General features: G+C 72.6%; 16 protein-coding genes. 14 read left to right on the top strand and 2 right to left on the bottom strand.

Annotated elements, in window-relative coordinates; all coding sequences use genetic code 11:
• The first annotated feature begins 165 nt into the window (after positions 1–165).
• The 6 genes from MKK70_RS16015 (at position 166) to MKK70_RS16040 (ending at position 9,944) form a co-directional block, all read left to right on the top strand.
• Entirely contained in the window at positions 166–1,443 is a 1,278-nt protein-coding gene (locus tag MKK70_RS16015) for an NAD(P)/FAD-dependent oxidoreductase (RefSeq protein WP_147727642.1), read from the top strand.
• 12 nt (positions 1,444–1,455) lie between these two features.
• Complete coding sequence (locus tag MKK70_RS16020; RefSeq protein WP_147844307.1) at positions 1,456–3,240, top strand: NirA family protein; 1,785 nt, start codon at positions 1,456–1,458, stop codon at positions 3,238–3,240.
• Entirely contained in the window at positions 3,237–4,838 is a 1,602-nt protein-coding gene (locus MKK70_RS16025; RefSeq protein ID WP_243948844.1) for a sulfite reductase subunit alpha, read from the top strand. Before MKK70_RS16020 ends, MKK70_RS16025 begins: the two co-directional genes overlap by 4 nt.
• A gap of 113 nt (positions 4,839–4,951) precedes the next feature.
• Positions 4,952–7,654, top strand: coding sequence for a nitrate reductase (locus tag MKK70_RS16030; RefSeq protein WP_243948845.1), 2,703 nt, complete (start codon positions 4,952–4,954; stop codon positions 7,652–7,654).
• Positions 7,655–7,698: 44 nt separating this feature from the next.
• Positions 7,699–9,147: a siroheme synthase CysG gene (cysG, locus tag MKK70_RS16035; RefSeq protein WP_243948846.1), complete on the top strand. Its 1,449-nt coding sequence runs from the start codon at positions 7,699–7,701 to the stop codon at positions 9,145–9,147.
• 215 nt (positions 9,148–9,362) lie between these two features.
• Positions 9,363–9,944 carry an SCO family protein gene (locus MKK70_RS16040; protein WP_243948847.1) on the top strand — a complete coding sequence of 194 codons (582 nt, stop codon included), beginning with the start codon at positions 9,363–9,365 and terminating at the stop codon, positions 9,942–9,944.
• A gap of 16 nt (positions 9,945–9,960) precedes the next feature.
• On the opposite strand, the gene MKK70_RS16045 is transcribed toward MKK70_RS16040, so the two are convergent.
• Entirely contained in the window at positions 9,961–11,829 is a 1,869-nt protein-coding gene (locus tag MKK70_RS16045; protein ID WP_409568282.1) for a glycosyltransferase, read from the bottom strand.
• Between the two features lie 118 nt (positions 11,830–11,947).
• On the opposite strand from MKK70_RS16045, the gene MKK70_RS16050 reads away from it, so the two are divergent.
• The 5 genes from MKK70_RS16050 (at position 11,948) to MKK70_RS16070 (ending at position 16,307) form a co-directional block, all read left to right on the top strand.
• Positions 11,948–12,844 carry a transporter substrate-binding domain-containing protein gene (locus MKK70_RS16050; RefSeq protein WP_243948849.1) on the top strand — a complete coding sequence of 299 codons (897 nt, stop codon included), beginning with the start codon at positions 11,948–11,950 and terminating at the stop codon, positions 12,842–12,844.
• A 140-nt stretch (positions 12,845–12,984) separates the two neighbouring features.
• Entirely contained in the window at positions 12,985–13,314 is a 330-nt protein-coding gene (locus tag MKK70_RS16055) for a nucleotidyltransferase domain-containing protein (RefSeq protein WP_243948851.1), read from the top strand.
• On the top strand, positions 13,311–13,823 hold the full coding sequence (locus MKK70_RS16060) for a hypothetical protein (protein WP_243933134.1): 513 nt from the start codon (positions 13,311–13,313) through the stop codon (positions 13,821–13,823). Before MKK70_RS16055 ends, MKK70_RS16060 begins: the two co-directional genes overlap by 4 nt.
• 81 nt (positions 13,824–13,904) lie before the next feature.
• A complete protein-coding gene (locus MKK70_RS16065; RefSeq protein ID WP_243948853.1) occupies positions 13,905–15,623 on the top strand; it encodes a lysine--tRNA ligase in 1,719 nt (572 codons plus the stop codon).
• A gap of 72 nt (positions 15,624–15,695) precedes the next feature.
• The gene (locus tag MKK70_RS16070; protein WP_147726591.1) at positions 15,696–16,307 is read left to right on the top strand and encodes a pyridoxamine 5'-phosphate oxidase family protein; all 612 of its coding nucleotides are present in this window, start codon (positions 15,696–15,698) and stop codon (positions 16,305–16,307) included.
• Between the two features lie 15 nt (positions 16,308–16,322).
• On the opposite strand, the gene MKK70_RS16075 is transcribed toward MKK70_RS16070, so the two are convergent.
• Positions 16,323–17,510 carry a putative zinc-binding metallopeptidase gene (locus MKK70_RS16075; RefSeq protein ID WP_147726589.1) on the bottom strand — a complete coding sequence of 396 codons (1,188 nt, stop codon included), beginning with the start codon at positions 17,508–17,510 and terminating at the stop codon, positions 16,323–16,325.
• 279 nt (positions 17,511–17,789) lie between these two features.
• Between MKK70_RS16075 and MKK70_RS16080 the strand changes: the two genes are divergently transcribed.
• The 3 genes from MKK70_RS16080 to MKK70_RS16090 are packed head-to-tail and all read left to right on the top strand — an operon-like array spanning position 17,790 to position 24,543.
• Positions 17,790–21,083: a DUF2126 domain-containing protein gene (locus tag MKK70_RS16080; RefSeq protein WP_243948856.1), complete on the top strand. Its 3,294-nt coding sequence runs from the start codon at positions 17,790–17,792 to the stop codon at positions 21,081–21,083.
• Positions 21,080–23,638, top strand: a complete 2,559-nt coding sequence (locus MKK70_RS16085; protein WP_243948858.1) for a circularly permuted type 2 ATP-grasp protein — start codon at positions 21,080–21,082, stop codon at positions 23,636–23,638. Before MKK70_RS16080 ends, MKK70_RS16085 begins: the two co-directional genes overlap by 4 nt.
• A complete protein-coding gene (locus MKK70_RS16090; RefSeq protein ID WP_243948860.1) occupies positions 23,635–24,543 on the top strand; it encodes a transglutaminase family protein in 909 nt (302 codons plus the stop codon). Before MKK70_RS16085 ends, MKK70_RS16090 begins: the two co-directional genes overlap by 4 nt.
• Positions 24,544–24,548 lie beyond the last annotated feature (5 nt).

Below are 24,548 nucleotides of genomic sequence, written 5' to 3' on the forward strand. Positions count from 1 at the left end.
CTGCTGAGGTGATCCGACCCGTCAACGACGACGGGCAGCACCGTCAGCGAGGCCGCTGAACCGATGTCTCCTCGCGGGCGGCGACGCTTGCCGGGAGGTCGATCGGCGGCGGCTTTTTTCGTGGCGGACGTGCCCGGCGCAATCGAGGACGAGACCCTTCCACCGATGCTCACAGCCCAGACGGATCAGGTTCCAGCCGCGGAGATCCCGCGCGAGAGGCTCGTTGTGGTCGGCAACGGCATGGCCTCTCTGCGGTTTCTCGAGCGGCTGACCGAAGGGTCGCCCGGCCGCTACGACGTCACCGTGGTCGGCGCCGAGCCGGTGGCCGCCTACAACCGGGTGCTGCTGTCCTCGCTCCTCGGCGGCGAGGTCGACGAGGCGGCCTGCGCCTTCCGCGGGCTCGACTGGTACGAGAGCCACGGCATCCGCCTGATCACCGGCGCCCCCGCCACGCAGGTCGACCGAGAGAACGCGCTGGTCGTGGTCGGCGAGACCCACGTCCTGCCGTTCGACAAGCTGGTGCTCGCGGTCGGCTCCGTGCCGATCCGTCTGCCCAAGCCCGGGATGGACCTGCCCGGCATCATCACGTTCCGCGACCTGGCGGACGTGTCGGCGATCCGGAAGGCGGCGGTCCAGCACGCCAAGGCCATCGTCATCGGCGGCGGCCTGCTTGGGCTGGAGGCGGCGGTCGGGCTGGCGCGGCTCGGCGTCGACACCACCCTGCTCCACGTCATGGACCGGCTGATGGAGCGGCAGCTCGATCATTCCGCGGCCGCCCTGGTCCGCCGGGCGATGGAGGCGCGCGGCGTCAAGGTCCTGCTCAACGCCGACACCGACCGCGTCGAGGGCGACGGCCGCGTCGAGCGCCTGATCCTGGCCGACGGCACGGTGCTGCCGGCCGATCTCGTCGTCATGTCGGTGGGCGTGCGCCCGAACCTCGCCCTGGCGCAGGGCGCGGGGATCGAGACCGGGCGCGGCATCAAGGTCGACGACCGGATGACCACCTCGGACCCGCGGATCTTCGCGCTCGGCGAATGCGCCGAGCATCGCGGCATGGTCTACGGCCTCGTCGAGCCGGCCTACGAGCATGCCGAGACCCTGAGCCGCCACCTCTCCGGGCTCGAGGCCCAGTATTCCGGCACGGCGCTCTCGACGAGCCTCAAGGTCTCGGGGCTGCCGGTGTTCTCCGCGGGCGTGGTCGACACGCCCGACACCGCGGAGGCGATCGTGATGAGCGATCCGGGCGCCGGCCTCTACCGCAAGCTCCTGGTCGAGCGCGACCGCCTGATCGGCGCGGTCTTCGTCGGCGACATCGGCGAGCAGGGCCTGTGCAAGACCCTGATCCGCACCGGCGCGCCGGTCGGGGATCAGATCGACGACCTGATGTTCGGGCGCCCCGCGGCGCCCCCGGCCGAACCCCTCGCCAAGAATCTGGCAGCGTGAAGGAGGCAGACCATGGCTGAAGACTTCAACGCCGAACAGCAACGCTACCTCGAAGGCTTCGCCTCGGGCGTCGCCGCCGCCCGCCTCACCGGCGGCCTCGCCCTCGGCCAGGGCGGTCCGCCGCCCGAGCCGACCGGGCCGGACGCGATCCACATCAAGGCGCAGGACCGCACGGTGAAGGCCGGCGGCAAGCTCTGCGAGCAGGAGAAGTGGAAGCGCGCGGAGAACCCGTTCGAGGGCCACAACCGGCTGAAGGTGGAGGCCGCCACCGGCAAGGCCCCGAAGCCGGAGGACAACTTCCGCTGGCGCTACCACGGACTGTTCTGGGTTGCCCCGAACCAGACCTCGTTCATGGCGCGCCTGCGCATCCCCAACGGCATCCTGCACCATTGGCAGTTTTCCGGCGTCGCCGACCTCGCCGACGCGCATGGCGGCGGCTACGTCCACGTCACCACGCGGGCGAACCTCCAGGTGCGCCACATCGCGCCCGAGCACGCCCAGCCCTTCCTCGACGGGCTCGTCGACATCGGGCTGACGGCGCGCGGCGCGGGCGCCGACAACATCCGCAACGTCACCGGCTCGCCCACCGCCGGGATCGACGCCCAGGAGCTCCTCGACACGCGTCCGCTCGCCAAGTCCTGGAACAACTGGATCATCAACGACCAGTCGCTCTACGGCCTGCCGCGCAAGTTCAACGTCGCCTTCGACGGCGGCGGCATCGTCGCGGTGCTGGAGGAGACCAACGACATCGGCTTCCAGGCGATCGAGGTGCTGGAGGGCGCGAGCGTCGCGCCGGGCGTGTGGATGCGCCTGGTGCTCGGCGGCATCTCCGGCCATCGGGACCTCGCCCGCGACACCGGCATCGTGCTGAGGCCGGAGGATTGCAACGCGGTCTCGGATGCGATCATCCGGGTGTTCATCGAGAACGGCGACCGGACCAACCGCAACAAGGCGCGGATGAAGTACGTCCTCGACGCCTGGGGCTTCGACAAGTACCTCGCCGCCGTCGAGGAGAAGCTCGGGCGCAAGCTCGACCGGGTCGACCCCGCCCACGTCGCGCCGCGCCGCACCACCGACCGGTTCGCCCATGTCGGCGTGCATGCGCAGGTCCAGCCCGGGCTGAACTGGGTCGGCGTGATCCTGCCGGTCGGCAAGATCATGAGCGACCAGGTCCGCGCGCTCGCGCGGATCGCGCAGGAATGCGGCGACGGGCAGATCCGCATGACGGTCTGGCAGAACTTCCTGTTCTCCGGCGTGCCCGACGCCAAGGTCGCCGAGGTGGAGGCGCGGGTGCAGGCGCTCGGGCTCACCACGAAGGCCGCCGGCATCCGTGCGGGGCTCGTCGCCTGCACCGGCTCGAACGGCTGCAAGTTCGCCGCCGCCGACACCAAGGGCGACGCGATGATCATCGCCGACCACGTCGAGGCCGCGCTGCCGGAGCTCGACGTGCCGGTCAACGTGCACGTCACCGGCTGCCACCACAGCTGCGCCCAGCACTACATCGGCGACATCGGCCTGATCGGCGCCAAGGTGGTGGTCTCGGAGGAGGGCGACACCGTTCCGGGCTACGACGTCGTGGTCGGCGGCGGCTTCGCCGAGAACCCGAAGATCGGCACCGAGATCTGGACCGCGATCAAGGCGGAGGACGCGCCGTCCCGCGTCGAGGCGCTGCTGCGCACCTACCTCGCCCGCCGCACCGGGCCGGACGAGAGCTTCCAGACCTTCACGGCGCGCACCGGGCCGGAAGCCCTGCGCGACCTTGCCGAAGACCAGCCAGCCCTCAAGGCAGCCGCATGAGCGAGCACGTCTCTCCCCCCCTCGTCCTCGTCCCCGAGAACGCCCCGTTCTCCGCCGACCAGCGCTCGTGGCTGTCGGGCTACTTCGCCGCCCTCCTCGGCCCGGCGGTCGAGGGCGCCACCGCCCTGGCCCCCGGCGACATGGCCGGCGGCCCCAAGCTCGCCGACAACGACGACGCGCCCTGGCACGACCCGTCGCTGCCGATCACCGAGCGCATGGAGATGGCCAAGGCCCGGCCCGAGCCGCAGAAGCTCATGGCGGCGATGGCGCAGCAGGATTGCGGCCAGTGCGGCTACAATTGCGCCGACTACGCCAACGCCATCTTCCTCAAGAGCGAGGCGCGTCTGAACCTCTGCCAGCCCGGCGGCAAGGAGACGCTCCGGATGCTGAAGAAGCTCGACGAGGAGTTCGGCACGGGCGACGCCGCCGCGCCGGCCGCGGCCGCAGGCGAGGCGGCGGCGGACAAGGCCGCCGACCTCGGCCCCCTCGGCTTCTGCCGCGAGAACCCGGTGGAGGCGATCTTCCTCAGCCGTCGCCGGCTCAACGAGCCGGGCGGCGAGAAGGAGACGTGGCACGTCGAGTTCGACCTCAGGGACACGCCGATCAGCTACGAGGCCGGCGATTCGCTCGGCCTGTTCCCGGCCAACGCGCCGGCGCTCGCCGACGCGGTGATCGCCGAGCTCGGCGCCCGCCCCGAGCGGGTGATCGGCGGCAAGACCCTGCGCGACCGGCTGATCGCCGACTACTCGCTCGGCGCCGCCCCCGACGGGCTCTACCAGCTGCTCTCGCTGCTGACCTCCGGCGAGGCCCGGCGGAAGGCCAAGGCGCTCTCGGCCGGCGAGGACCCGGACGGCGACGCCGCCTATCTCGACGTGCTCGGCGCCCTGCACAAGTTTCCCGGCGCGCGCCCGGACGCCGAGGTCTTCCTCGAATCCCTCGACGAGCTGCAGCCGCGGCTCTACTCGATCTCGTCCTCGCCGAAGATGGATGCGGGCAAGGTCTCGCTGACGGTGGACGCGGTGCGCTACAACCACCGCTCGCGCCTCCGGCTCGGCGTCGCCTCGACGCATCTCGGCGAGCGCATGCCCGAGCAGACCCGGGCGAAGATCTACCTGCAGAAGGCGCACGGCTTCGGGCTGCCGAAGGACCTCGCCACCGACGTGATCATGTGCGGCCCCGGCACCGGCATCGCGCCGTTCCGGGCCTTTCTGCGCGAGCGCGCCGCGACGCAGGCGCCTGGGCGCAACTGGCTGTTCTACGGCCACCAGCGCCAGGCCAGCGACTTCTTCTACAAGGACGAGCTCACCCGGATGCGCGACGACAAGGTGCTGACGCGCCTGTCGCTGGCCTGGTCGCGCGACGGCACCGAGAAGACCTACGTCCAGGACCGCATGCGCGAGAACGGCGCCGATTTGTGGAAGTGGCTGGAGGGCGGCGCCCACTTCTACGTCTGCGGCGACGCCAAGCGGATGGCCAAGGACGTGGAGCGCGCGATCATCGACGTCGCCGCCCAGCACGGCGGCAAATCCCCCGACGAGGCGGTGGCCTATCTCGGCGCGCTGAAGAAGGCCGGGCGCTACCAGGCCGACGTGTACTGAGCCGACAGGGCCGCCCTCCCGCTCGCGCGGGAAGGGCAGCCCTGGCAGAGCCCGGCCCGACTCTTGCTGCCTCCGCCGGCGCCGGCCGACGTCGTGAATTCGAGGACCCTGCCATGACCGTGCACGTGCCGGAGCCCCAGGTCTCGAACCAGCAGGGCGCGAACCAGGCTGCGGCGGTTCGGACCACCTGCCCCTATTGCGGCGTCGGGTGCGGGGTGATCGCGACGCCGGACGGCAAGGGCGGCGCCGGGATCGCCGGGGACACCGCGCACCCGGCCAATTTCGGCCGCCTGTGCTCGAAGGGCTCGGCGCTCGGCGAGACGCTGGGCCTGGAGAACCGCCTGCTGCACCCGCACGTCGACGGCGCGCGGGTGTCGTGGGAATCGGCGCTCGGCACCGTCGCCGGCGCCTTCCGCCGCACGGCCGAGACCCACGGGCCGGACGCGATCGCGTTCTACCTGTCCGGGCAGCTGCTCACCGAGGATTACTACGTCGCCAACAAGCTCGCGAAGGGCTTCCTCGGCACGCCGCACGTCGACACCAACTCGCGCCTGTGCATGTCGAGCGCGGTCGCCGCCCACCGCCGGGCCTTCGGCTCCGACACCGTGCCGGGCTGCTACGAGGACCTCGACGAGGCCGACGTCATCGTGCTCGTCGGCTCGAACACCGCCTGGTGCCACCCGATCCTGTTCCGCCGGATGGTGGACGCGCGCACGACGCGCGGCACCAAGCTCGTGGTGGTCGACCCGCGCCGGACCGAGACCGCGGAGGAGGCCGACCTGTTCCTCGGCCTCAGGCCCGGGACCGACAGCGCGCTGTTCTCGGGCCTGCTGGTGCATCTCGACCGCATCGGCGCGTGCGACGCCCGCTTCGTGACCGACCACACCTCCGGCTACGAGGGCGCGCTCGAGCGGGCGCAGTCGATCGCGCCGACGCTGGCCGCCACCGCGGCGGCGACCGGCCTGTCGGAGGCGGACGTCTCCGCCTTCTTCGACCTGTTCGCCGCCACGCAGCGCGTTGTCACCGCCTTCTCGCAGGGCGCGAACCAGTCGGCGCAGGGGACCGACAAGGGCAACGCGATCATAAACTGCCACCTCGCCACCGGGCGCATCGGGCAGCCGGGCGCGGGGCCGTTCTCGCTGACCGGCCAGCCCAACGCCATGGGCGGGCGCGAGGTCGGGGGGCTGGCCAACATGCTGGCCGCCCACATGCACTTCGCGCCGGAGGAGGTCGACAAGGTCCGCCGCTTCTGGAACGCGCCGAACCTCATCACCGGCGAGGGGATGAAGGCGGTGGCGCTGTTCGACGCGGTCGCCCGCGGCAAGATCAAGGCGCTCTGGGTGATGGGGACCAACCCGCTGGTCTCGATGCCGCAGGCCGACATGATCAAGGAGGCCCTGAAGGGCCTCGACCTGCTCGTCGTCTCCGAGGTGATGGCCGATTCCGACACCGCCCGCGCCACGGCCCGGAAGACCGTGCTGCTGCCGGCCCTGGCCTGGGGCGAGAAGGACGGCACGGTCACCAATTCCGAGCGCCGGATCACGCGCCAGCGCCGCTTCCTCAAGGCGCCGGGCGAGGCGCGGCCGGACTGGGCGGTGCTCGCCGACGTCGGGCGCCGCCTCGGCCACGGCGCCGCCTTCGGCTTCACCTCGGCGGCGGCGGTGTTCCGCCAGCACGCCGCGCTGTCGGCGTTCGAGAACAACGGCACCCGCGATTTCGACATCGGCGCGCTCGCCGACATCGGGGACGCCGCCTACGAGACGAACCTGCCGGTGCAGTGGCCGCTGACGAAGCGCAGCGGCACGAAGGCGCGGCTCTTTTCCGACGGCCGCTTCTTCACCTTCGACAAGCGCGCCCGCTTCGTCGCGGTGCAGGCGCCGGCCCTGGCGCAGGCGACGAGCGCGGCGATGCCCTTCGTGCTCAACACCGGCCGGGTGCGCGACCACTGGCACACGATGACGCGGACGGGGAAGAGCCAGCGGCTCTCGGCCCATCGCCCGGTGCCCTTCGTCCAGGTGCATCCGCGCGACGCCGCCGCCGCGGGCCTGACCGAGGGCGGCCTCGCCCGGGTCTCGACCGCGCACGGGGCCGCCGAGCTGGAGGTGATCGTCACCGAGGCGGTGGCGCCCGGCAACCTGTTCATGCCGATGCACTGGAACGATTCGAACGCCTCGATGGCCCGCGTCGGGGCGCTGGTCCGCGGCGTGCCCGACCCGCTTTCGGGCCAGCCCGAGCTGAAGGCGACGCCGGCGGCGATCCAGGCTGCCGCCTACCGCTCGCGGGGCTTCCTGCTCAGCCGCGACCCGGTCGCGGCGCCCGCCGGATGGTGGTGGGCGCGCGCCACGATCGCCGGCGGCGCGGGCCTGCAATTCGCCACGCAGGACGGGTCGCGCGAGGCCATGCTGCTGATGCGCGGCTTGTTCCAGGGGCTGGAGCTCGCCGAGTACGCCGACCACGCCCGCGGCCGCTACCGCTGCGCGGTCTACGACGGCGAGCGCCTCCTCGCCTGCCTCGCGTTCGGTCCCGACGCGGGCCGGCCCGACTGGGAGGCGGCCAAGGCCCTGTTCGCGGAGGCGGTGCCCGGCGCGGCCGAGCGCCGCGCCCTGCTCTCGGGCCGCGCCGCCACCGCCGGGGCGGGGCCGGTGGTCTGCGCCTGCCACGGGGTCGGGCTCGACGTCATCACGGCGACCATCGCGGGCGGAGCGGGCTCCGTCGAGGCGGTGGGCGCGGCCTGCAAGGCCGGCACGAATTGCGGCTCGTGCATCCCTGAGATCCGCAAGCTGCTGCCGGAGGCGCTTGCGCGCGACGCCGCGTAGCATCAGGTTCGTCCGTGACCCTGCCGAGATCCAAGCCGACCCTCATGAGCACGCCCCGCCAGCCGCGCGAGACCCGCGCCGGCCTCGAGCCCCTCGCCGTCCTACCCGTCTTCGTGCCGCTGCAGGGGAAGCGCGCGGTGCTGGCCGGCTCGAACGGCGGCGCGCCCTGGAAGGTGAAGCTGCTCGCCGCCGCCGGCGCCCACGTCGACGTCTACGCCGCCGAGCCGAGCGAGGAGATGCGCAACGTTCCGGGCGAGATCGTCGCCGGCAGCGTGACCCTGCACGAGCGGGCCTGGACGCCGGACGACCTGTGGGGCTCGGCCTTCTGCATCGGCGCGATGGAGGACGAGGCCGAGTGCGTCGCCTTCGTCGCGGCCGCGCGCGGCACCGGCGCCATCGTCAACGCCGTCGACCGGCCGCATCTCTGCGACGTGAAGTTCGGCGCCATCGTCAACCGCTCGCCGCTGGTGGTGGGCATCTCGACGGAAGGCGCGGTGCCGGTCTTCGGGCAGACCGTGCGGGCGCGCATCGAGGCGATGCTGCCGCGCGGGTTTTCGCGTTGGGTCGCGGCGGCGCGGGACTGGCGCGAGGGCGTCACCGCCCGCTTCCACGGGTTCAGCGAGCGCCGCGGGTTCTGGGAGCGCTTCTCGGACCTGGCCTTCGCCGAGCCCGACCGGGCCCCGACGCAGGCCGACCTCGACAGGCTGCTCGCGCAGACCGAGGCCGCGCCGAAGGGCGGGGCGGTGACGCTGGTCGGCGCCGGGCCGGGCGATGCCGAGCTGCTGACGCTGAAGGCGCTGCGGGCCCTGCGCAACGCCGACGTCATCCTCTACGACGACCTCGTCGCCCCCGAGATCCTGGACTACGCCCGCCGCGAGGCGCGCACGATGCTGGTCGGCAAGACCGGCCACGGCCCTTCCTGCCGCCAGGACGACATCAACGCGCTGATGGTCTCGCTCGCCAAGTCCGGCAAGCAGGTGGTGCGCCTCAAGTCCGGCGACCCGCTGATCTTCGGCCGCGCCGGCGAGGAGATCGAGGCCTGCCGGCAGGCCGGCATCCCCGTCGCCATGGTGCCCGGGATCAGCGCGGCGCAGGGCGCGGCCGCCTCCCTCGGCGTCTCGCTCACCCACCGCGACGCGGCGCGCCGCCTGCAATACGTCACCGGCCACGACCGCCGCGGCGCGCTGCCGGACGACCTGAACTGGGGGGCGCTCGCCGACCCTTCGGTCACCACCGTGGTCTACATGCCCAAGCGCACCCTGCGGGTGCTGCTGGACCGCGCGGTCGCCGAAGGCTTGGCACCGGCGACGCCGGCTCTGGTGGTGTTCAACGCGACGCGGCCCAACCAGGCGGCGCTGCGGGGCACGGCGGCCGATCTCGCGGAGCGGGTCGAGGCTTCGCTGCTCGAAGGACCGGCGATCCTGATGGTGGGCGACGCGCTCAAGGAACAGAGTGTCGCGGACCGCGTCGAGCAGGCGCAGATCGCGATCTAGACCCGGCCGCTTCCCGTCTGCGGCCAGCCCGATCGTGACGCCGGACGCATCGTGAGGGCGTCGCGCGGGCACCTGCCGAACCGGGTTCCAGGCCAGGGAGGCGCACGACGGAACGCGGGCCTGAGGCAAAGCGCCGGGGGCCTCCGAGGTGCCCCGACCTTGCCTCCCGCGGCCGCCCATGCTGTTCCAGCGGCCGTCGCGAGAAGGTCACCTCCATGCGCCGCGCCCTCCTGCCCATCATCGCCTTCGTGCTCGGTTTCGTCGGGCTCACGGCGGCGGCCGTCTTCACGCTGATGCCGGAGCGGACGGAGGTGGCGGCCTCGAGCGTCGGCGGGCCGTTCGCGCTGGTCGACCAGGACGGCAAGGCGGTCACCGAAGCCGACTTCGCGGGCACCACGCACCTCGTGTTCTTCGGCTTCACCCACTGCCCCGACATCTGCCCGACCACGCTGCAGCAGATCTCGGACGTGCTGGCGGCGTTGGGGCCGAAGGCCAAGGCGATGAAGGTCGCCTTCATCACCGTCGATCCCGAGCGGGACACGCCGGCGAGCCTCAAGGCCTACCTGTCGAGCTTCGATCCGCGGATCGCCGGGCTCACCGGCAGCCCGGCGCAGGTGGCGGCGGCCGTGAAGGCCTATCGTGCCTACAGCCGCAAAGTGCCGGGCAAGGACGGCGACTACACGATGGAGCACACCGCGCTGGTCTACGTGATGGACGGCAGGAACCGCTTCCTCGGCGCGCTCAACCTGATGCGCCCGGCCGACGAGACCGCGGCGGAGCTCGCGCGGCGGATCTGAGCATCCGGCGCGGGCCTCACGCCGCCGGGCGCCGCGGACGCAGCAGGCCGCTGCGCGAGGTGCGCGACAGCCCGTGCTCGGTCTTGTTCCAGCGCGAGGGCGCACGGACGAACTCGATCACCGCGAGCCACGCGGCGACGCTCACCAGGGCGAAGTAGAGCAGCATCCCGGGCACGAACCACAGCAGGTCCCACCAGCCCCGGCGGATGCAGCCGAGCGCCGCCGGCAGGACCAGGGCCGCGGATCCCGCCAGGAACAGGGTGATCGCGACGGCGAGCGGCAGGTTCGGCCAGGGCTCGGGCGCGGCCGGGATCTCCTGGAGCAGGAAGTCGGCGCCCGCCCAGACGAGGAAGATCGGATAGACCAGGGCCGAGGCGACGGCGCCGGGCAGCAGCGTCACGGCGCAGAGCGCGTCGAGGCGCCCGAGCTGCCGGCAGGTCTCGGCGGGGCGGCGGCCGTAGGTGACGGTGGTCTGCAGGAACCCCTTCATCCAGCGGACGCGCTGGTGCAGCCAGGCCGGCAGGTTGTTCGGCGCCTCCTCGATCGTCGCGCTCGGCAGGTCGCCGACCTCGTAGCCGGCGCAGGCCAGCCGCATCCCGAGATCGGCATCCTCCGTGACGTTGCGCGCGTCCCAGCCGTGCAGCTTGCGCAGCACCTCGGTGCGCACGTGCATCGAGGTCCCGCCGAGCGGCATCGGCAGGCGCCACTGCGCCAGCGCCGGATTGAGCACGTCGAACAGGCCCGCATACTCGATGGCGAAGCACCGGGCGATCCAGGAATCCTCCGCGTTGTCGATCACCAGCCGGCCCTGGAGGCAGGCGGTGCGGGCGGGCGCCCGCGCGAAGATCTCGGCGGCGAGCCGGAGCTGGCCGGGATCGGGCACGTCCTCGGCGTCGTAGACCACGAGCAGCTCGCCGCGGGCGAGCGGCAGGGCGACGTTGAGCGCCCGCGGCTTCGTCCGCGGCCGGCCGTCGGGCACCGCGATCACCTCGAAGCGGGCGGGCAGGGGGACCTCCGCCAGCGCGGCGATGGTGCCGGCATCGTCGGCCTCGACGACGAACTTCAGGTCGAGCTTGGCCGCCGGATAGTCGAGCCGGGCCAGCGCCGAGACGAGCCGCGGCACCACGCGGGCCTCGCGATAGAGCGCCACGAGGACGGTGTAGGTCGGCAGGTCGCGGTCGCTCAGGGGCGAGGCGATCGGCGGCGGGACGGTCGGGACGCCGACGAACACGGCGCCGACGCGGAAGATCGCCATCACCAGGAACAGCGTCTGCGCCGCCACGACCAGGATCATCGCGAGGAACGGGGGCAGGGCCTCGAACACCACGATGCCGGCGCACGCCACGAGCGCGACCAGCGCCAGGGCCGGCCCCAGGGGACGGCTGCCGAAGGCCCAGTCCGGCGCCTTCGCCTCGAGGTCGTCGACCGCGTAGCCGGCGATGGCCTCGGGGATCGCCGCGAACAGGGCCGCGCGCAGGCGGGTCGGGCTCGTCACCGCCGGCATCCGCCCGCGCGGGCTGCGCCCGGCGAGCAGCTCGGCGATCTGCCGCCCGCGCGGCGCCAGTACCGCCGGGGCGGGGGCCCCGAGGACCAGGGGCGCCATGCCGAGCGAGAGGCTGTCGGGAAAGCGCGCGCCCATGCCGAGCGGGATCGGCCCGTCGAGATACGCCGCGTCGAGCGCGCGGGCGAGCGCCCGGTAATACGGCTCCTCGTCCATCAGCCCGGCCCGCAGCAGCGCGGTCGCCGCATCGGTGCCGCTCGCCTCGGCCAGCGCCGCGGCCCGGCGGAGCAAGGCCGCGTCGACGCCTTCGGCCGCCAGGAACGCGATCTCCGGCGGCAGGCCCGGTGCGCCGAGGGGCGGGCCCAGGAAACGGAGGAACGACACGGGGCCGGCTGCCGTCGGCTCCGGGACGTGCTAAGGCGGGGGCGTGAGCCGGACCCCCTCCCCATCGCGCCGTCGGCGCCCCGCGATCATAGGTGCGCCCGGCCCCGGCGCAAGCACGATGTCCTCGATCAAGACTATTCTCTTAGCCATCGGCCTCTGCGTCGCGACGATGCCGCAGGCGGGCGCCCAGGATCGTGCCGGTCAGGTGCGTGCCGGCCAGCCCGTCGCCGGCAGCCCCGCGCCCGCCGCCGTGACGGTGCCCAACTTCTGGAACCCGCGCAGCCGCGGCGAGCGGGTCGAGGCGCCGCAGACCGGCCGGGCCGTGCGCTTCCTGACCGACGACGAGTTCCCGCCGCTGCACTTCGCAGGCCCCGACGGAAACCCGACGGGCTTCGTGGTGGAGTTGGCCCGCGCCGTCTGCGAGAAGCTGTCGATCACCTGCACCGTGCAGGCCCGGCGCTTCGACACCCTCCTCGACGGCCTGACGGACAAGCAGGGCGACGTCGTCGCCGCCGCGATCCCGCTGACGCCGACGCTGCGGGCGACGTTCTCCGCGACGCGCCCGTATTTCCGGTGGCCGGCGCGCTTCGCCGCCCGCGTCGACCGCGGCCTGCCGGCTCCCTCGGCGAGCGCGCTGGCGGGCAAGTCGGTGGCGGTGGTCGGCGGCAGCGCCCACGCCGCCTACCTCCAGGCGTTCTTTCCCAAGGCCGAGGCGAAGCCGTTTTCCGACCTCGCCGCGGCGGAAGGCGCGGTGAAGCGGGGCGAGGCCGACTACGTCTTCGCCGACGGGCTCGGCCTCGCCCTTTGGGTCGGCGGCCTGGAGGCGGGCAATTGCTGCGCGCTCGTCGGCGGCGACTACCTCGAGAACCGCTACTTCGGCGAGGGCATCGGCCTGATCACCCGGCCCGAGGACGCGGCCCTGTCGCGCGCGCTGGACGACGCGCTGCAGCGGGTGTGGGACGACGGGAAGTACACCGAGCTGTACCTGCGGTTCTTCCCCGTCAGCCCGTTCTGATCCGCATTGCGTCCGGGACCGACGCGTCTCCTTTTCCGCAGGCGTTCCTGCGGGTATCCTCGGCACGGTCCTGCAAAGGGGCGGTCCTGCAAAGGGGCGGTCCTGCGGAGAGGCGATCCCGCAAACGGCGTGAGGCGGCCATGACGGCTCCGAGCCCGTTCGAGCGCATCCTCGCCGCCCGCGTCGCGGACCGTCACCGGACGGCGCGAGGCCTCGCGGCACGGATCGTGTCCGACAGCGAGGCGCAGGGTCGCGCGATCAGCCTCATCGGCTCGCTGGCGACCGGGCGTTTCCGGCTGCATTCCGACATCGACCTCCTGGTGCGCGGGCCGATCGATCCGGCCGAACGCGCCGCCGTCGAGCGGGCGGTGGCTGCGGTGATGCGCGGCACCGGCATCCCCTACGACCTGATCTATGCCTGCGATCTCACGCCGTCGCAGCGGGAGGCATTCGAGAAGGCGGTCCCGTGATCGCGTCGCGACTGCCCGCCTTCGCCAAGCCTGGTCCGAAGCTCGACCGCGCGGGCCGCGAGCTGGCGAACCTCGACGCGTTCCTCGCCGGATACGACGCCCTCCCGCCGGAGCAGCGGACGACGTGGGGGCGGCTCACGGCGATCGCGGCCGCCCTTCACAACGCTGACAACGGCATCGAGGACGTGCTGCTCGGCATCGCCAAGGACGTCGACGGGGCCGCACCGACCGGCGACACCTCGCACCAGGACCTGCTCGATCAGATGCGGGCGCAGATACCGGGCCTGCGTCCGGCCGTGCTCGACGACGAGCTCTACGTTTCGCTGATGGAGCTGAAGGGCTTTCGGCACCGCGTGCGGCACAATCACGGGTTCGACCACGACGCCGGCCGGACGGAGCAGAACCGAGCGCTGATGCAAGCGACCTTCCCGAAACTCGTCGAGGCCGTCAGGACGTTGGAGAACCGGCCGACGGGATCGGGGGCCGACGACCCGGCCGAGCGGCCGTAAAAGTCGATTTCGCATCGCGGCAAACCTCATTAGGGTGCCGCACCCGCGAAGATCCCGTGTCACAGTCCAGCGTCCCAGCCCATGTCCGCGCCCCTCCACCTCGACCCCGACCTGATCGAGGCCGCCGCCACCGCCGCCGCCTGGCCGTTCGAGGAGGCGCGCAAGCTCGTGGCCCGGCTGGAGCGCCGGCCCAAGCCGGAGGTGCTGTTCGAGACCGGCTACGGGCCGTCGGGGCTGCCGCATATCGGCACCTTCGGCGAGGTGGCGCGGACCTCGATGGTGCGCCACGCCTTCCGGGTGCTGACGAAGGACGCCGTGCCGACGCGGCTGATCGCGTTCTCCGACGACATGGACGGCCTGCGCAAGGTGCCCGACAACGTGCCCGAGCGCGCGATGCTGGCCCAGCACCTCAACCAGCCGCTGACGCGGGTGCCCGATCCGTTCGGCACGCATGACAGCTTCGGCGCGCACAACAACGCAGAGCTGCGCCGCTTCCTCGACGCCTTCGGCTTCGACTACGAGTTCCGCTCGGCCACCGACTGCTACCGCTCCGGCGTGTTCGACGCGGCCCTGATGCGGGTCGCGGAGCGCTACGACGCGGTGATGGCGATCATGCTGCCGTCGCTGCGCGCCGAGCGCTCGGCCTCGTATTCCCCGTTCCTGCCGCTGCACCCGGTGACCGGGGAGGTGATGCAGGTGGTGGTCGACGCGGTGCACGCGGACCGGGGAACGCTCGCCTGGCGCGACCCGAAGACCGGCGAGGCCTACGAGACCCCGATCACCGGCGGCCACGCCAAGCTGCAGTGGAAGCCCGACTGGGCGATGCGCTGGTTGGCGCTGGGCATCGACTACGAGATGGCCGGCAAGGACCTGATCGACTCGGTGAAGCTCTCCGGGCAGATCGCCCGCGCGCTCGGGGGCGAGCCGCCGGAAGGCTTCAACTACGAGCTGTTCCTCGACGAGAAGGGCCAGAAGATCTCCAAGTCGAAGGGCAACGGGCTGACCATCGACGACTGGCTCGCCTACGGCACGCCGGAGAGCCTGAGCCTGTTCATGTACAACAAGCCGCGCGAGGCCAAGCGGCTGTTCTTCGACGTGATCCCGCGGCACGTCGACGAGGTGCTGAGCTTCTCCGAGCGCTACGCCGCGCAGGACGCCAAGCTGCGCCTGGGCAACCCCGTCTGGCACATCCATGCTGGCAACCCGCCCGCGCCGGAGCGGATCGGGGAGGGCGCGCAAGGGGGGTCCAAGGGCAGCGTGAGCTTCGCGATGCTGCTCAACCTCGTGGCGGTGGCCAACGCCGAGGAGCCGGGCGTGCTCTGGGGCTTCATCCGGCGCTACGCCGCCGACGTCGGCCCCGAGACCCATCCCGGCCTCGACCGGCTCGTCGGCCACGCGCTGGCCTACTTCCGCGACTTCGTGCGCCCGGCCAAGAGCTACCGGGCGCCGAGCCCGGAGGAGCGCGCCGCCCTCGACGACCTCTCCGCGTCGCTCACCGAGCACGACGGCTCGACCGACCCGGAGGGCTTGCAGGCGGTGGTCTACGAGGTCGGGCGGCGGCACTTCCCGGACCTGTCGGGCAAGGGCAAGAGCCCGGACGGACGGCCCGGCGTGTCGCAGGCGTGGTTCACGACGATCTACAACGTGCTGTTCGGCGAGGCCCGCGGCCCGCGCTTCGGCTCGTTCGTGGCGCTCTACGGCGTGGCGGAGACCCGCGCGCTGATCGCCAAGGCGCTGTCGGGCGAGCTGCTGGCCGAGCACGCGGCGTTCACGGCGAGCCGCGCAGCGAAATCCGCCTGACGGGCGTTCGCGGGATCGTCACGCACCGCGCGTGACGCACCACCATCGGATCGGGCGCTCGGGGGCAGGGGCATGATCGTACGGGACCTCGCCGGGCTCGAGGCCATCTACGGCGACCACCTCGCCCCGGCCTCCGTGGTGAAGGAGAGCGAGCGGATCACGGCGCACTACGCCGCGCTGATCGCGGCCTCGCCCTTCGCGATCCTCGCCACCGCCGGCCCGGAGGGGCTCGATTGCAGCCCGCGGGGCGACGGTCCGGGCTTCGTCCGGGTCGTCGACCCGCACACCCTGGTGCTGCCCGACCGCCGCGGCAACAACCGGATCGACAGCCTGCGCAACGTGGTGCGCGATCCGCGCGTCGCCCTGCTGTTCCTGATCCCCGGCTCGGGGACGACCTTCCGCGTGAACGGGCGGGCCGTGGTCTCGGCCGATCCGGCCCTTTTGGAAAGCTTCGCCGTCGACGGGCAGGCGCCGCGCACCGCCCTCGTGGTCACCGTCGAGCAGGCCTACTTCCAGTGCGCCCGCGCCGTCGTCCGCGCGCAGCTGTGGGATCCCGCCCGCCACGTCGAGGCGGGGACGCTGCCGAGCCCGGGGACGATCCTGGCCGCCCTGAGCGCGGGCGAGGTCGGCGGCCGCCCCTACGACGAGGCCTGGCCGGCACGCGCGGCCGCCACCCTCTGGTAGGGCGGCCGGACGCGCTCACGCGTTCGGCACCGCCACCTTCTGGCGCAACCCCGCGATCACCGCGCGCAGGATGTCGGCGCCCGCCTCCGCGCCGGCCTTGGCGCTCATGTCGCCGCGCACCGCGTAGATGCGCTCGTGCACGAAGGCGAGCTTGGCGATCACCGCGGGCGTCAGGCGGAACGGGTAGAGGTCGGGCTGCCCCATGCTGCGGGACAGCGAGTTCACCGCGTAGGTGAGCGGCAGCCACGCCGCGATCAGCTTGTCGAGGTCGGGCGTGCGATAGGGATCGAAGTCGATCACCACCGGCTCGCTGCCGCCCCGGCGCAGCTGCGGCCGCAATTGGAGCGCGAAGGTCGAGGCGGTCTCCACCGTGTCGACGATGTGCAGGTAATGCGCCCAGGTCTCGGCGAAATCCTCCCACGGGTGGCTCGTGGCGTAGGCCGAGACGAAGGATTCCTCCCAATCGCCCGGCGCGCCGTGGGCGTAGTGGTTCTGCAGGGCGCCGACGTAGTTCAGGCTCTCGTCGCCGAACAGATCGCGGAACGTCCACAGGTGCGGGCTGTTCTGGACCAGCAGGTACCAGAAGTAATGCCCGATCTCGTGGCGGAAATGCCCGAGCAGGGTGCGGTAATGCTCGCCGAAGCGGATCCGGCGCCGCTCGCGCTCGACGTCGTCGGCCTCGGCGATGTTCATGCTGATCAGGCCGTTGAGGTGGCCCGTGAGCACCGGCGGCCCGATCAGGAAGCTCTCGGACGGGTCGACCAGGAAGTCGAAGGCGAGCCCGTCGGTGTATTGCGCACGGGTGGCCAGCGGCAGGTCGAGGCGCAGCAGCGAGTAGAACAGCCGGTGCTTGGCCGCCTCGACCTGACGCCAGCGGGTCAGGTTCCAGGCGAGCGTCAGGTCGGGGACGACGCGGTTGTGGCGGCAGGTGACGCAGAACGTCTCGGGCGCGTCGTCCGGCACGAGCCAGTTGCAGGCCGCGTGCCGGGCGTTGGCGCAGAAGCGGTAGCGCTGGCCGGGCCGCGCATAGGCGTGGAAGGTCTGCGCCTCGGCCGAGCCCGGATGGGCCGAGCGGACCGACGGCTCGAGCGCGGAGATCTCGTGCACCTCGCAGACGTAGCCGAGGCGCCGCTGGCAGCTGTCGCAGGCCGTGCTCTCGAAGGTGAGCGGCTGGTCGCAGGCTTGGCACTGGAAGATCTTCATGGCGGGTCCCGGCGCCCGAGGCGGGCAAGCACCCTGTCGTCGAAGGCGTCGTCGGCAGTCGTCGGCGGCCGCCGCCGGGCGGACCGTCCTCGCCGCATCAAACGGGCTTGCCCGGCAAAGTTCCCGGGGGGCGCGGCACGGGGAGGACGCGGCGCGCCGCCCGGAGCCGGACGCCGCATGGAAATTGCTTGCGCCCTCCCCTTTGCCGCATAAGGCGCAGACGAGGGCACCGCCGGATTCGATCCGGACGCCACCTGCTTCGCCCAGACGAGAGTGCCCGTGTCGATCAAAGCCGCCCTGCACCACGTCACGCACTACACCTACGACCGGCCGATCGCGCTCGGGCCGCAGGTGATTCGCCTGCGGCCGGCGCCGCATGCGCGCACGAAGATCCCCTCCTACACCCTCAAGGTGACCCCGGAGAACCACTTCGTGAACTGGCAGCAGGACCCGAACGGGAACTGGCTCGCCCGGCTGGTCTTCCCGGAGAAGACCAGCGAGCTGAAGATCGAGGTCGACCTCACCGCCGACATGTCGGTGATCAACCCGTTCGACTTCTTCGTCGAGGACTACGCGCAGGCCCGCCCGTTCGCCTACGCCCCCGACCTCGTCGCCGAGCTGGCGCCCTACCGCGTCCTTGACGACGCCCAGGGGCCTGAGATCGACGGCTTCCTGGCGCGCCTGCCGTCCGAGCCGAACACCGTGCTGTTCCTGGTGGCGCTGAACGCGCAGATCAGCCGCGAGGTCGCCTACGGCGTCCGGATGGAGCCGGGCGTCCAGACGCCGGCCGAGACCCTGACCCTGAAGAGCGGCTCCTGCCGCGATTCGGCCTGGCTCCTCGTCCAGGTGCTGCGCCGCATCGGCTTCGCCGCCCGCTTCGTCTCGGGGTACCTGATCCAGCTCGTGCCCGACACCACCGCGGTCGACGGCCCCGAGGGCACCAAGACCGACTTCACCGACCTGCACGCCTGGGCCGAGGTCTACCTGCCCGGCGCCGGCTGGATCGGGCTCGACGCCACCTCCGGCCTGCTCTGCGGGGAGGGGCACATCCCGCTGGCCGCCACCCCGCACTACCATTCGGCCGCGCCGATCTCGGGGCTCGCCGAGCCGGCCAAGGTCGAGTTCGGCTTCGAGATGACCGTGGCGCGCGTGGAGGAGAGCCCGCGCATCACCAAACCGTTCTCGGACGCGGTCTGGGCGGCCATGGACGCCCTCGGCGACCGGGTCGACGCCGACCTCGTCGCCCAGGACGTGCGCCTGACCATGGGCGGCGAGCCGACCTTCGTCTCGATCGACGACTTCGAGGCGCCGGAATGGAACATCGCCGCCGTCGGCCCGTCGAAGCGGGGGCTGGCCGACAAGCTGATCCGCCGCCTGCGCGACCGCTTCGCGCCGGGCGGCATGCTGCATTACGGCCAGGGCAAGTGGTATCCGGGCGAGAGCCTGCCGCGCTGGGCCTTCGCCCTGTACTGGCGCCGCGACGGCCGCCCGATCTGGCGCGACGCCGACCTGATCGCGCGGGAGGACGGCCCGAAGACGGCCGACGCCGACGCCGCGCGTCGCCTGATCGATGCGGTCGCCGGGCATTTCGGGCTGCAGGACTACGTGATGCCGGTCTACGAGGACCCGGCGCAGTGGGAGGAGAAGCGCGCGGAGCTGCCCGTCAACGTAACGACGCAGGAGGCCAAGAGCGGCTCGGTGGAATTCGATTCGCGCATCCACCGCGTCTACGAGCGGGGCCTCGGCAACCCGGCCGGCTTCGTGCTGCCGCTCGCGAGCCTGCCCACCGGCAAGGACGGCGATTCCGACCGGGTCTGGATCTCCGAGGCCTGGGATTTCCGCCGCGGCCACGCGTTCCTGGTGCCCGGCGACTCGCCGCTGGGCTTCCGCCTGCCGCTCGGCTCGCTCCCGTACGTGCCGCCGGAGCATTACCCCTACTACCAGCCGCAGGACCCGCTGGAGCCGCGCGAGCCCCTGCCCGAGGGGCATGCCCGCAAAGGAACCGGCGAAGGGACCGGCAAGCGAACGGTCAACGGCGGCGGCATCACCGGCGTCGCGGTGCGCACCGCGCTCGCCGTCGAGCCGCGCGACGGGACGCTGCGGGTGTTCATGCCGCCGACCCAGCGCGCCGACGAGTACCTCGAGCTGATCGGCGTCCTGGAGGAAGCCGCGTCGGGGCTCGGGCTCGCGATCCACGTCGAGGGCTACGAGCCCCCCTTCGACCCGCGCCTCAACGTGATCAAGGTCACCCCCGACCCGGGCGTGATCGAGATCAACGTCCACCCGGCGACCTCCTGGCGCGACGCGGTGGCGATCACCACCGACCTCTACGCCGACGCCCGCCAGACCCGGCTGGGCGCCGAGAAGTTCATGGTGGACGGGCGCCACACCGGGACGGGCGGCGGCAACCACGTGGTGATGGGCGGCGCCACGCCCGACGACTCGCCGTTCCTGCGCCGGCCCGACCTCCTGAAGAGCCTGGTGCTGTACTGGCAGCGCCACCCGGCGCTCTCGTACCTGTTCTCCGGCCTCTACATCGGCCCGACGAGCCAGGCCCCGCGCATGGACGAGGCCCGCCACGACGGCCTCTACGAGCTGGAGATCGCCCTGGCGCAGGTGCCGGGCCCGGACGAGCCCAACATCCCGCGCTGGCTCGTCGACCGGGTGTTCCGCAACATCCTCGTGGACGTCACCGGCAACACCCACCGGTCCGAAATCTGCATCGACAAGCTGTACTCGCCCGACGGGCCGACCGGGCGGCTCGGGCTGCTCGAGTTCCGCGCCTTCGAGATGCCGCCGGACCCGCGCATGAGCCTCGCGCAGCAATTGCTGCTGCGGGCGCTGGTGGCGTGGCTGTGGCGCGAGCCGCAGGTCGGCGGCTGTGTCCGCTGGGGCACGGGCCTGCACGATCGCTTCATGCTCCCGCATTTCCTCTGGGCCGACTTCCTCGACGTGCTGGAGGATCTGCGGGCCGCGGGCTACGACTTCGACCCCACGGCCTTCGAGGCGCAGGCCGCGTTCCGCTTCCCGGTCTTCGGCCGGGTCGAGCACGGCGGCGTGAAGCTCGAGCTGCGTCAGGCGCTGGAACCGTGGCACGTGATGGGCGAGGAGGGGACCAGTGCCGGCACCGTCCGCTTCGTCGACAGCTCGGTCGAGCGCCTGCAGGTCAAGGTCGAGGGCTTCGTGCCCGGCCGCCACGTCATCGCCTGCAACGGCCGGCGCCTGCCGATGACCGGCACCGGCACCGGCGGCGAAGCGGTCGCGGGCCTGCGGTTCAAGGCCTGGCAGCCGGCCTCGTCGCTGCACCCGACGATCCCCGCGCACTCGCCGCTGACCTTCGACATCCTCGACAGCTGGAGCGGGCGCGCGCTCGGCGGCTGCCGCTATCACGTCGCCCACCCCGGCGGCCGCAACTACGAGACGCATCCCGTCAACACCTACGAGGCGGAGGGGCGGCGCCTCGCCCGCTTCCAGGCCCACGGCCATACGCCAGGCAAGATCGCGATGCCGGTGCCCGAGACCAACCCCGAATTCCCGCTCACGCTCGACCTGCGCACGCCGAAGCCGACATGAGCCCGACGCTGGCGGCGGCACAGGTCACGGCAGGACGGCACGCACCGGCCGACGCGGACGCCGCGGACGAGCCGGACCGGCTCGCGCGCTGGGCCGACGGCTATCGGCCCGAACCCGGCCGGCCGGACGAATATCTCGACGCGGACGGCCGCGCGCGCGGCGCGTGGCCCCGGCTGCTCGAGCGGCTCGCGCGGCTGAGCGAGCCCGAGATCATGGCGCGCTTCGTCTCGGCGGAGCGCCACATCCGCGACACCGGCATCTCGTTCCGCATCTACGGCGACCAGCGCGAGCATGCCTGGCCGTTGGGCTCGCTGCCGCTGGTGATCGAGGCGGCCGAGTGGCGCGCCTTGAGCGCCGGGCTGATCCAGCGGGCCGAGCTGATGGAGGCGGTCCTCGCCGACGTCTACGGGCCGGGCCACCTCGTCGCCGACGGCCTCCTGCCGGCCGCCGTGGTCGCCGGCAGTCCCGAGTTCCTGCGCCCGCTGCACGGGGTCGCGCCTCCCGGCGGGCGCTGGCTCAAGCTCTACGCCGCCGATATCGGCCGCGGGCCGGACGGGGCCTGGCGTGTGCTGGCCGACCGGACGCAGGCGCCCTCCGGCCTCGGCTACGCCCTGGAGAACCGGATGGTGCTCGGCCGCACCTTCCCGGACGTGCTCGAGAGCCTGCAGGTCGAGCGCTTCCCGGCCTTCTTCCAGGCGTTCCGCGAAGGCCTGGCGGCCGGGTCCGCGCGCTCGGACCCGCGCATCTGCCTGCTGACCTCGGGGCCCTACAGCAGCACCTACGTCGAGCAGGCGGCGCTCGCGCGCTATCTCGGGCTGATGCTGGTCGAGGGCGACGACCTCGTCATGCAGGACGGGTGCCTGCACGTGCGCACCGTCTCCGGCCTGAAGCGGGCCGACGCGGTCTGGCGCCGGATCGACGGCGACTTCCTCGATCCGCTGGAGCTCAACCCGGCCTCGCGGCTCGGCATCCCCGGCGTGATCGAGGCTTTGCGCAACGGCAGCCTGGTGATGGCCAACATGCCGGGCTCCGGCGTGGTCGAGTCGGCGGCCCTCAGCCCGTATCTCGAAGGGATCGCGCAGCGCATCCTCGGCGAGGGCCTCAGGCTGAAGAGCCCGCCGGCGTGGTGGTGCGGCGATCCGGCCGGTCTCGCCCACGTTCGGGACAACCTCGACGCGATGACGCTGCGCCCGGCCGCCACCCCGCAGCGCGGGGCGGGGCGCGACGCGATCCTCGGGCCGCAGGCGCTCGCCGCCGAGCGCGAGCGGGTGATCGCGGCCTTCCACGACCGGCCGTTCGACTTCGTCGGCCAGGACCTCGGGCCGCTCTCGACCATGCCAGCCTGGGAGCGGACCGACCGGGGCCTGCACCTCGTCCCCCGCCCCTTCGCGCTGCGCGTGTTCGCCGCCCGCACCCCCGACGGCTGGCGGGTGATGCCCGGCGGCTTCTGCCGGGTCTCGGAGCGCGAGAACGTCGACCCGATCGAGATGCGCCTCGGCATCCGCTCGGCCGACGTCTGGATCCTCTCGGAGAACCCGGTCGACACGCGCCATCTCGGGCAGCAGGCCACGCCGCGGGTCCGGCGCATCTCCGGGCACCTGCCCTCGCGGGCGGCCGACGGCCTGTTCTGGTTCGGCCGCTACGTCGAGCGGGCCGAGGCGGTGATCCGCCTCGTGCTGGCGCACCTGCGCAGCGTCGGCGACGCCGTCGTCACCGACATCTCGGGCGACACCGCGGCGCCGACCGCGCTCCGCATCCGCGCGCTCTTGGAGGAATGGGGGGCGGCCAGCTCCGCCGACATGCCGACGGCGGCGCTGGCGCAGGAGGCCCTGGTCGGGCGCGAGGTCCACGGCTCCGCCCGCGCCCACGTGATCTCGGCCCGCACCAACGCGGCGACCCTGCGCGCTCGGCTCTCGGGCGAGGCGTGGCTGGTGCTCGCCGACCTGATCGACCTGCTCTCGCTGGACACCGCCCGGGCGTTCACCGAGTCGCAGCTGCTCGGCCGGGCCGAGCGGGCGCTGAGCCACATCGCGGCGCTCTCGGGCCTGACGCACGAGAACATGAACCGCGCCGCCGGCTGGCACTTCGTCGATCTCGGGCGGCGGATCGAGCGGGCGATCAACACCTGCGCCTTCACGCTGGCCTTCGGCCACGACGAGGCCGGGGCCGACTGCCTCGGCGTCCTGCTCTCCCTCGCCGATTCGCAGGTCACCTACGGCGCGCGCTACATGCAGGGCGTGGCCCTCGACCCCGTGCGCGACATGGTGCTCCTCGACCCCTACAACCCGCGCTCGGTCGCGTTCCAGGCGGAGGCGATCGGCCGGCACCTGGCCGAGCTGCCGGCGCTCTCGGCCGACGGCATCCCCGAGCCGCATTGCCGGCTGGCCGCGCGGATCGTGGCGACCCTGCGCAGCGGCGAGGCCGCCGACTTCGACGGCGTCGGCCTGGCGCGGATCGAGGACGACCTGGAGCGGCTCGCCGACACCATCGCCGGCCGCTACTTCCCGAACGGGCCGCACGCCCTGCGGCCCGAGAAGCTGGCGGGCCTGGCGTGATCTACACGCTGCGCCACGTCACCACCTACACCTATGCGAAGCCGGTCAGCTTCGCGCGCTGCTCCCTGCGCCTGAAGCCCGCCGACGGCGAGGGCCAGAGCGTGCTCGAGAGCGCGGTGACGATCGACCCGAGCCCGGCGACCGCGGTGATCCGGCGCGACTATTTCGGCATCGAGACCGTCGGCATCACCCTGGACGCGCCGCACACCCGGTTCCGGGTCGAGGCGCTGTCGAAGGTGCGGGTCGAGCGCGGGCCGCTGCCGGCGCCCGAATCCGGCCGCAGCTGGGAGGCGGCGCGGATGGCGGCGATCGCGTCCCGCGATCTCGGGGCCGACGCGCCGGTCCACTTCCTGTTCCCGAGCGCTCGGGTGCCGCTGCTGCCGGCGGTGACCGACTACGCGCGGGCGAGCTTCTCGCCCGCGCGCAGCGCCTACGGCGCCGCCTTCGACCTGATGGCACGCATCCGCGCCGACTTCCGCTTCGACGCGAAGGCCACCGACGTGCACACGCCGCTGGCCGAGGCCTTCGCCCTGCGCGCCGGCGTCTGCCAGGATTTCGCCCACGTGATGATCGCCGGGCTTCGCGGCATCGGGCTGCCCGCGGCCTATGTCAGCGGGTATCTCCGCACGATCCCGCCGGCCGGGCGGCCGCGGCTTCGCGGCGCGGATGCGAGCCACGCCTGGGTCGCGGTCTGGTGCGGCGACGGCTGGCTCGGCCTCGACCCGACCAACGGCATCGGGGTTCGCGACGACCACATCGTCGTCGCCCGCGGGCGCGACTACGGCGACGTCTCGCCCGTCGACGGCATCGTCAGCGGCTCGGGCAAGCAGAAGCTCAAGGTCGAGGTCGACGTCATCCCGCAGGACGAGCAGGACGAGATCGGGGCGCTGGCCCTCGTCGGCTGAGCGCG

The organism is Methylobacterium sp. E-041 (assembly GCF_022829665.1).
Lineage (GTDB): Bacteria > Pseudomonadota > Alphaproteobacteria > Rhizobiales > Beijerinckiaceae > Methylobacterium.

Excerpts from the sequence above, each read along its gene's own strand:
- MKK70_RS16015 (WP_147727642.1), top strand. The coding sequence starts at position 166 with ATGCTCACAGCCCAGACGGATCAGGTTCCAGCCGCGGAGATCCCGCGC.
- MKK70_RS16085 (WP_243948858.1), top strand. The coding sequence starts at position 21,080 with ATGAGCCCGACGCTGGCGGCGGCACAGGTCACGGCAGGACGGCACGCA.
- MKK70_RS16075 (WP_147726589.1), bottom strand. The coding sequence starts at position 17,510 with ATGAAGATCTTCCAGTGCCAAGCCTGCGACCAGCCGCTCACCTTCGAG.
- MKK70_RS16040 (WP_243948847.1), top strand. The coding sequence starts at position 9,363 with ATGCGCCGCGCCCTCCTGCCCATCATCGCCTTCGTGCTCGGTTTCGTC.
- cysG (WP_243948846.1), top strand. The coding sequence starts at position 7,699 with ATGAGCACGCCCCGCCAGCCGCGCGAGACCCGCGCCGGCCTCGAGCCC.
- MKK70_RS16030 (WP_243948845.1), top strand. The coding sequence starts at position 4,952 with ATGACCGTGCACGTGCCGGAGCCCCAGGTCTCGAACCAGCAGGGCGCG.
- MKK70_RS16065 (WP_243948853.1), top strand. The coding sequence starts at position 13,905 with ATGTCCGCGCCCCTCCACCTCGACCCCGACCTGATCGAGGCCGCCGCC.
- MKK70_RS16020 (WP_147844307.1), top strand. The coding sequence starts at position 1,456 with ATGGCTGAAGACTTCAACGCCGAACAGCAACGCTACCTCGAAGGCTTC.
- MKK70_RS16025 (WP_243948844.1), top strand. The coding sequence starts at position 3,237 with ATGAGCGAGCACGTCTCTCCCCCCCTCGTCCTCGTCCCCGAGAACGCC.
- MKK70_RS16070 (WP_147726591.1), top strand. The coding sequence starts at position 15,696 with ATGATCGTACGGGACCTCGCCGGGCTCGAGGCCATCTACGGCGACCAC.
- MKK70_RS16055 (WP_243948851.1), top strand. The coding sequence starts at position 12,985 with ATGACGGCTCCGAGCCCGTTCGAGCGCATCCTCGCCGCCCGCGTCGCG.
- MKK70_RS16050 (WP_243948849.1), top strand. The coding sequence starts at position 11,948 with ATGTCCTCGATCAAGACTATTCTCTTAGCCATCGGCCTCTGCGTCGCG.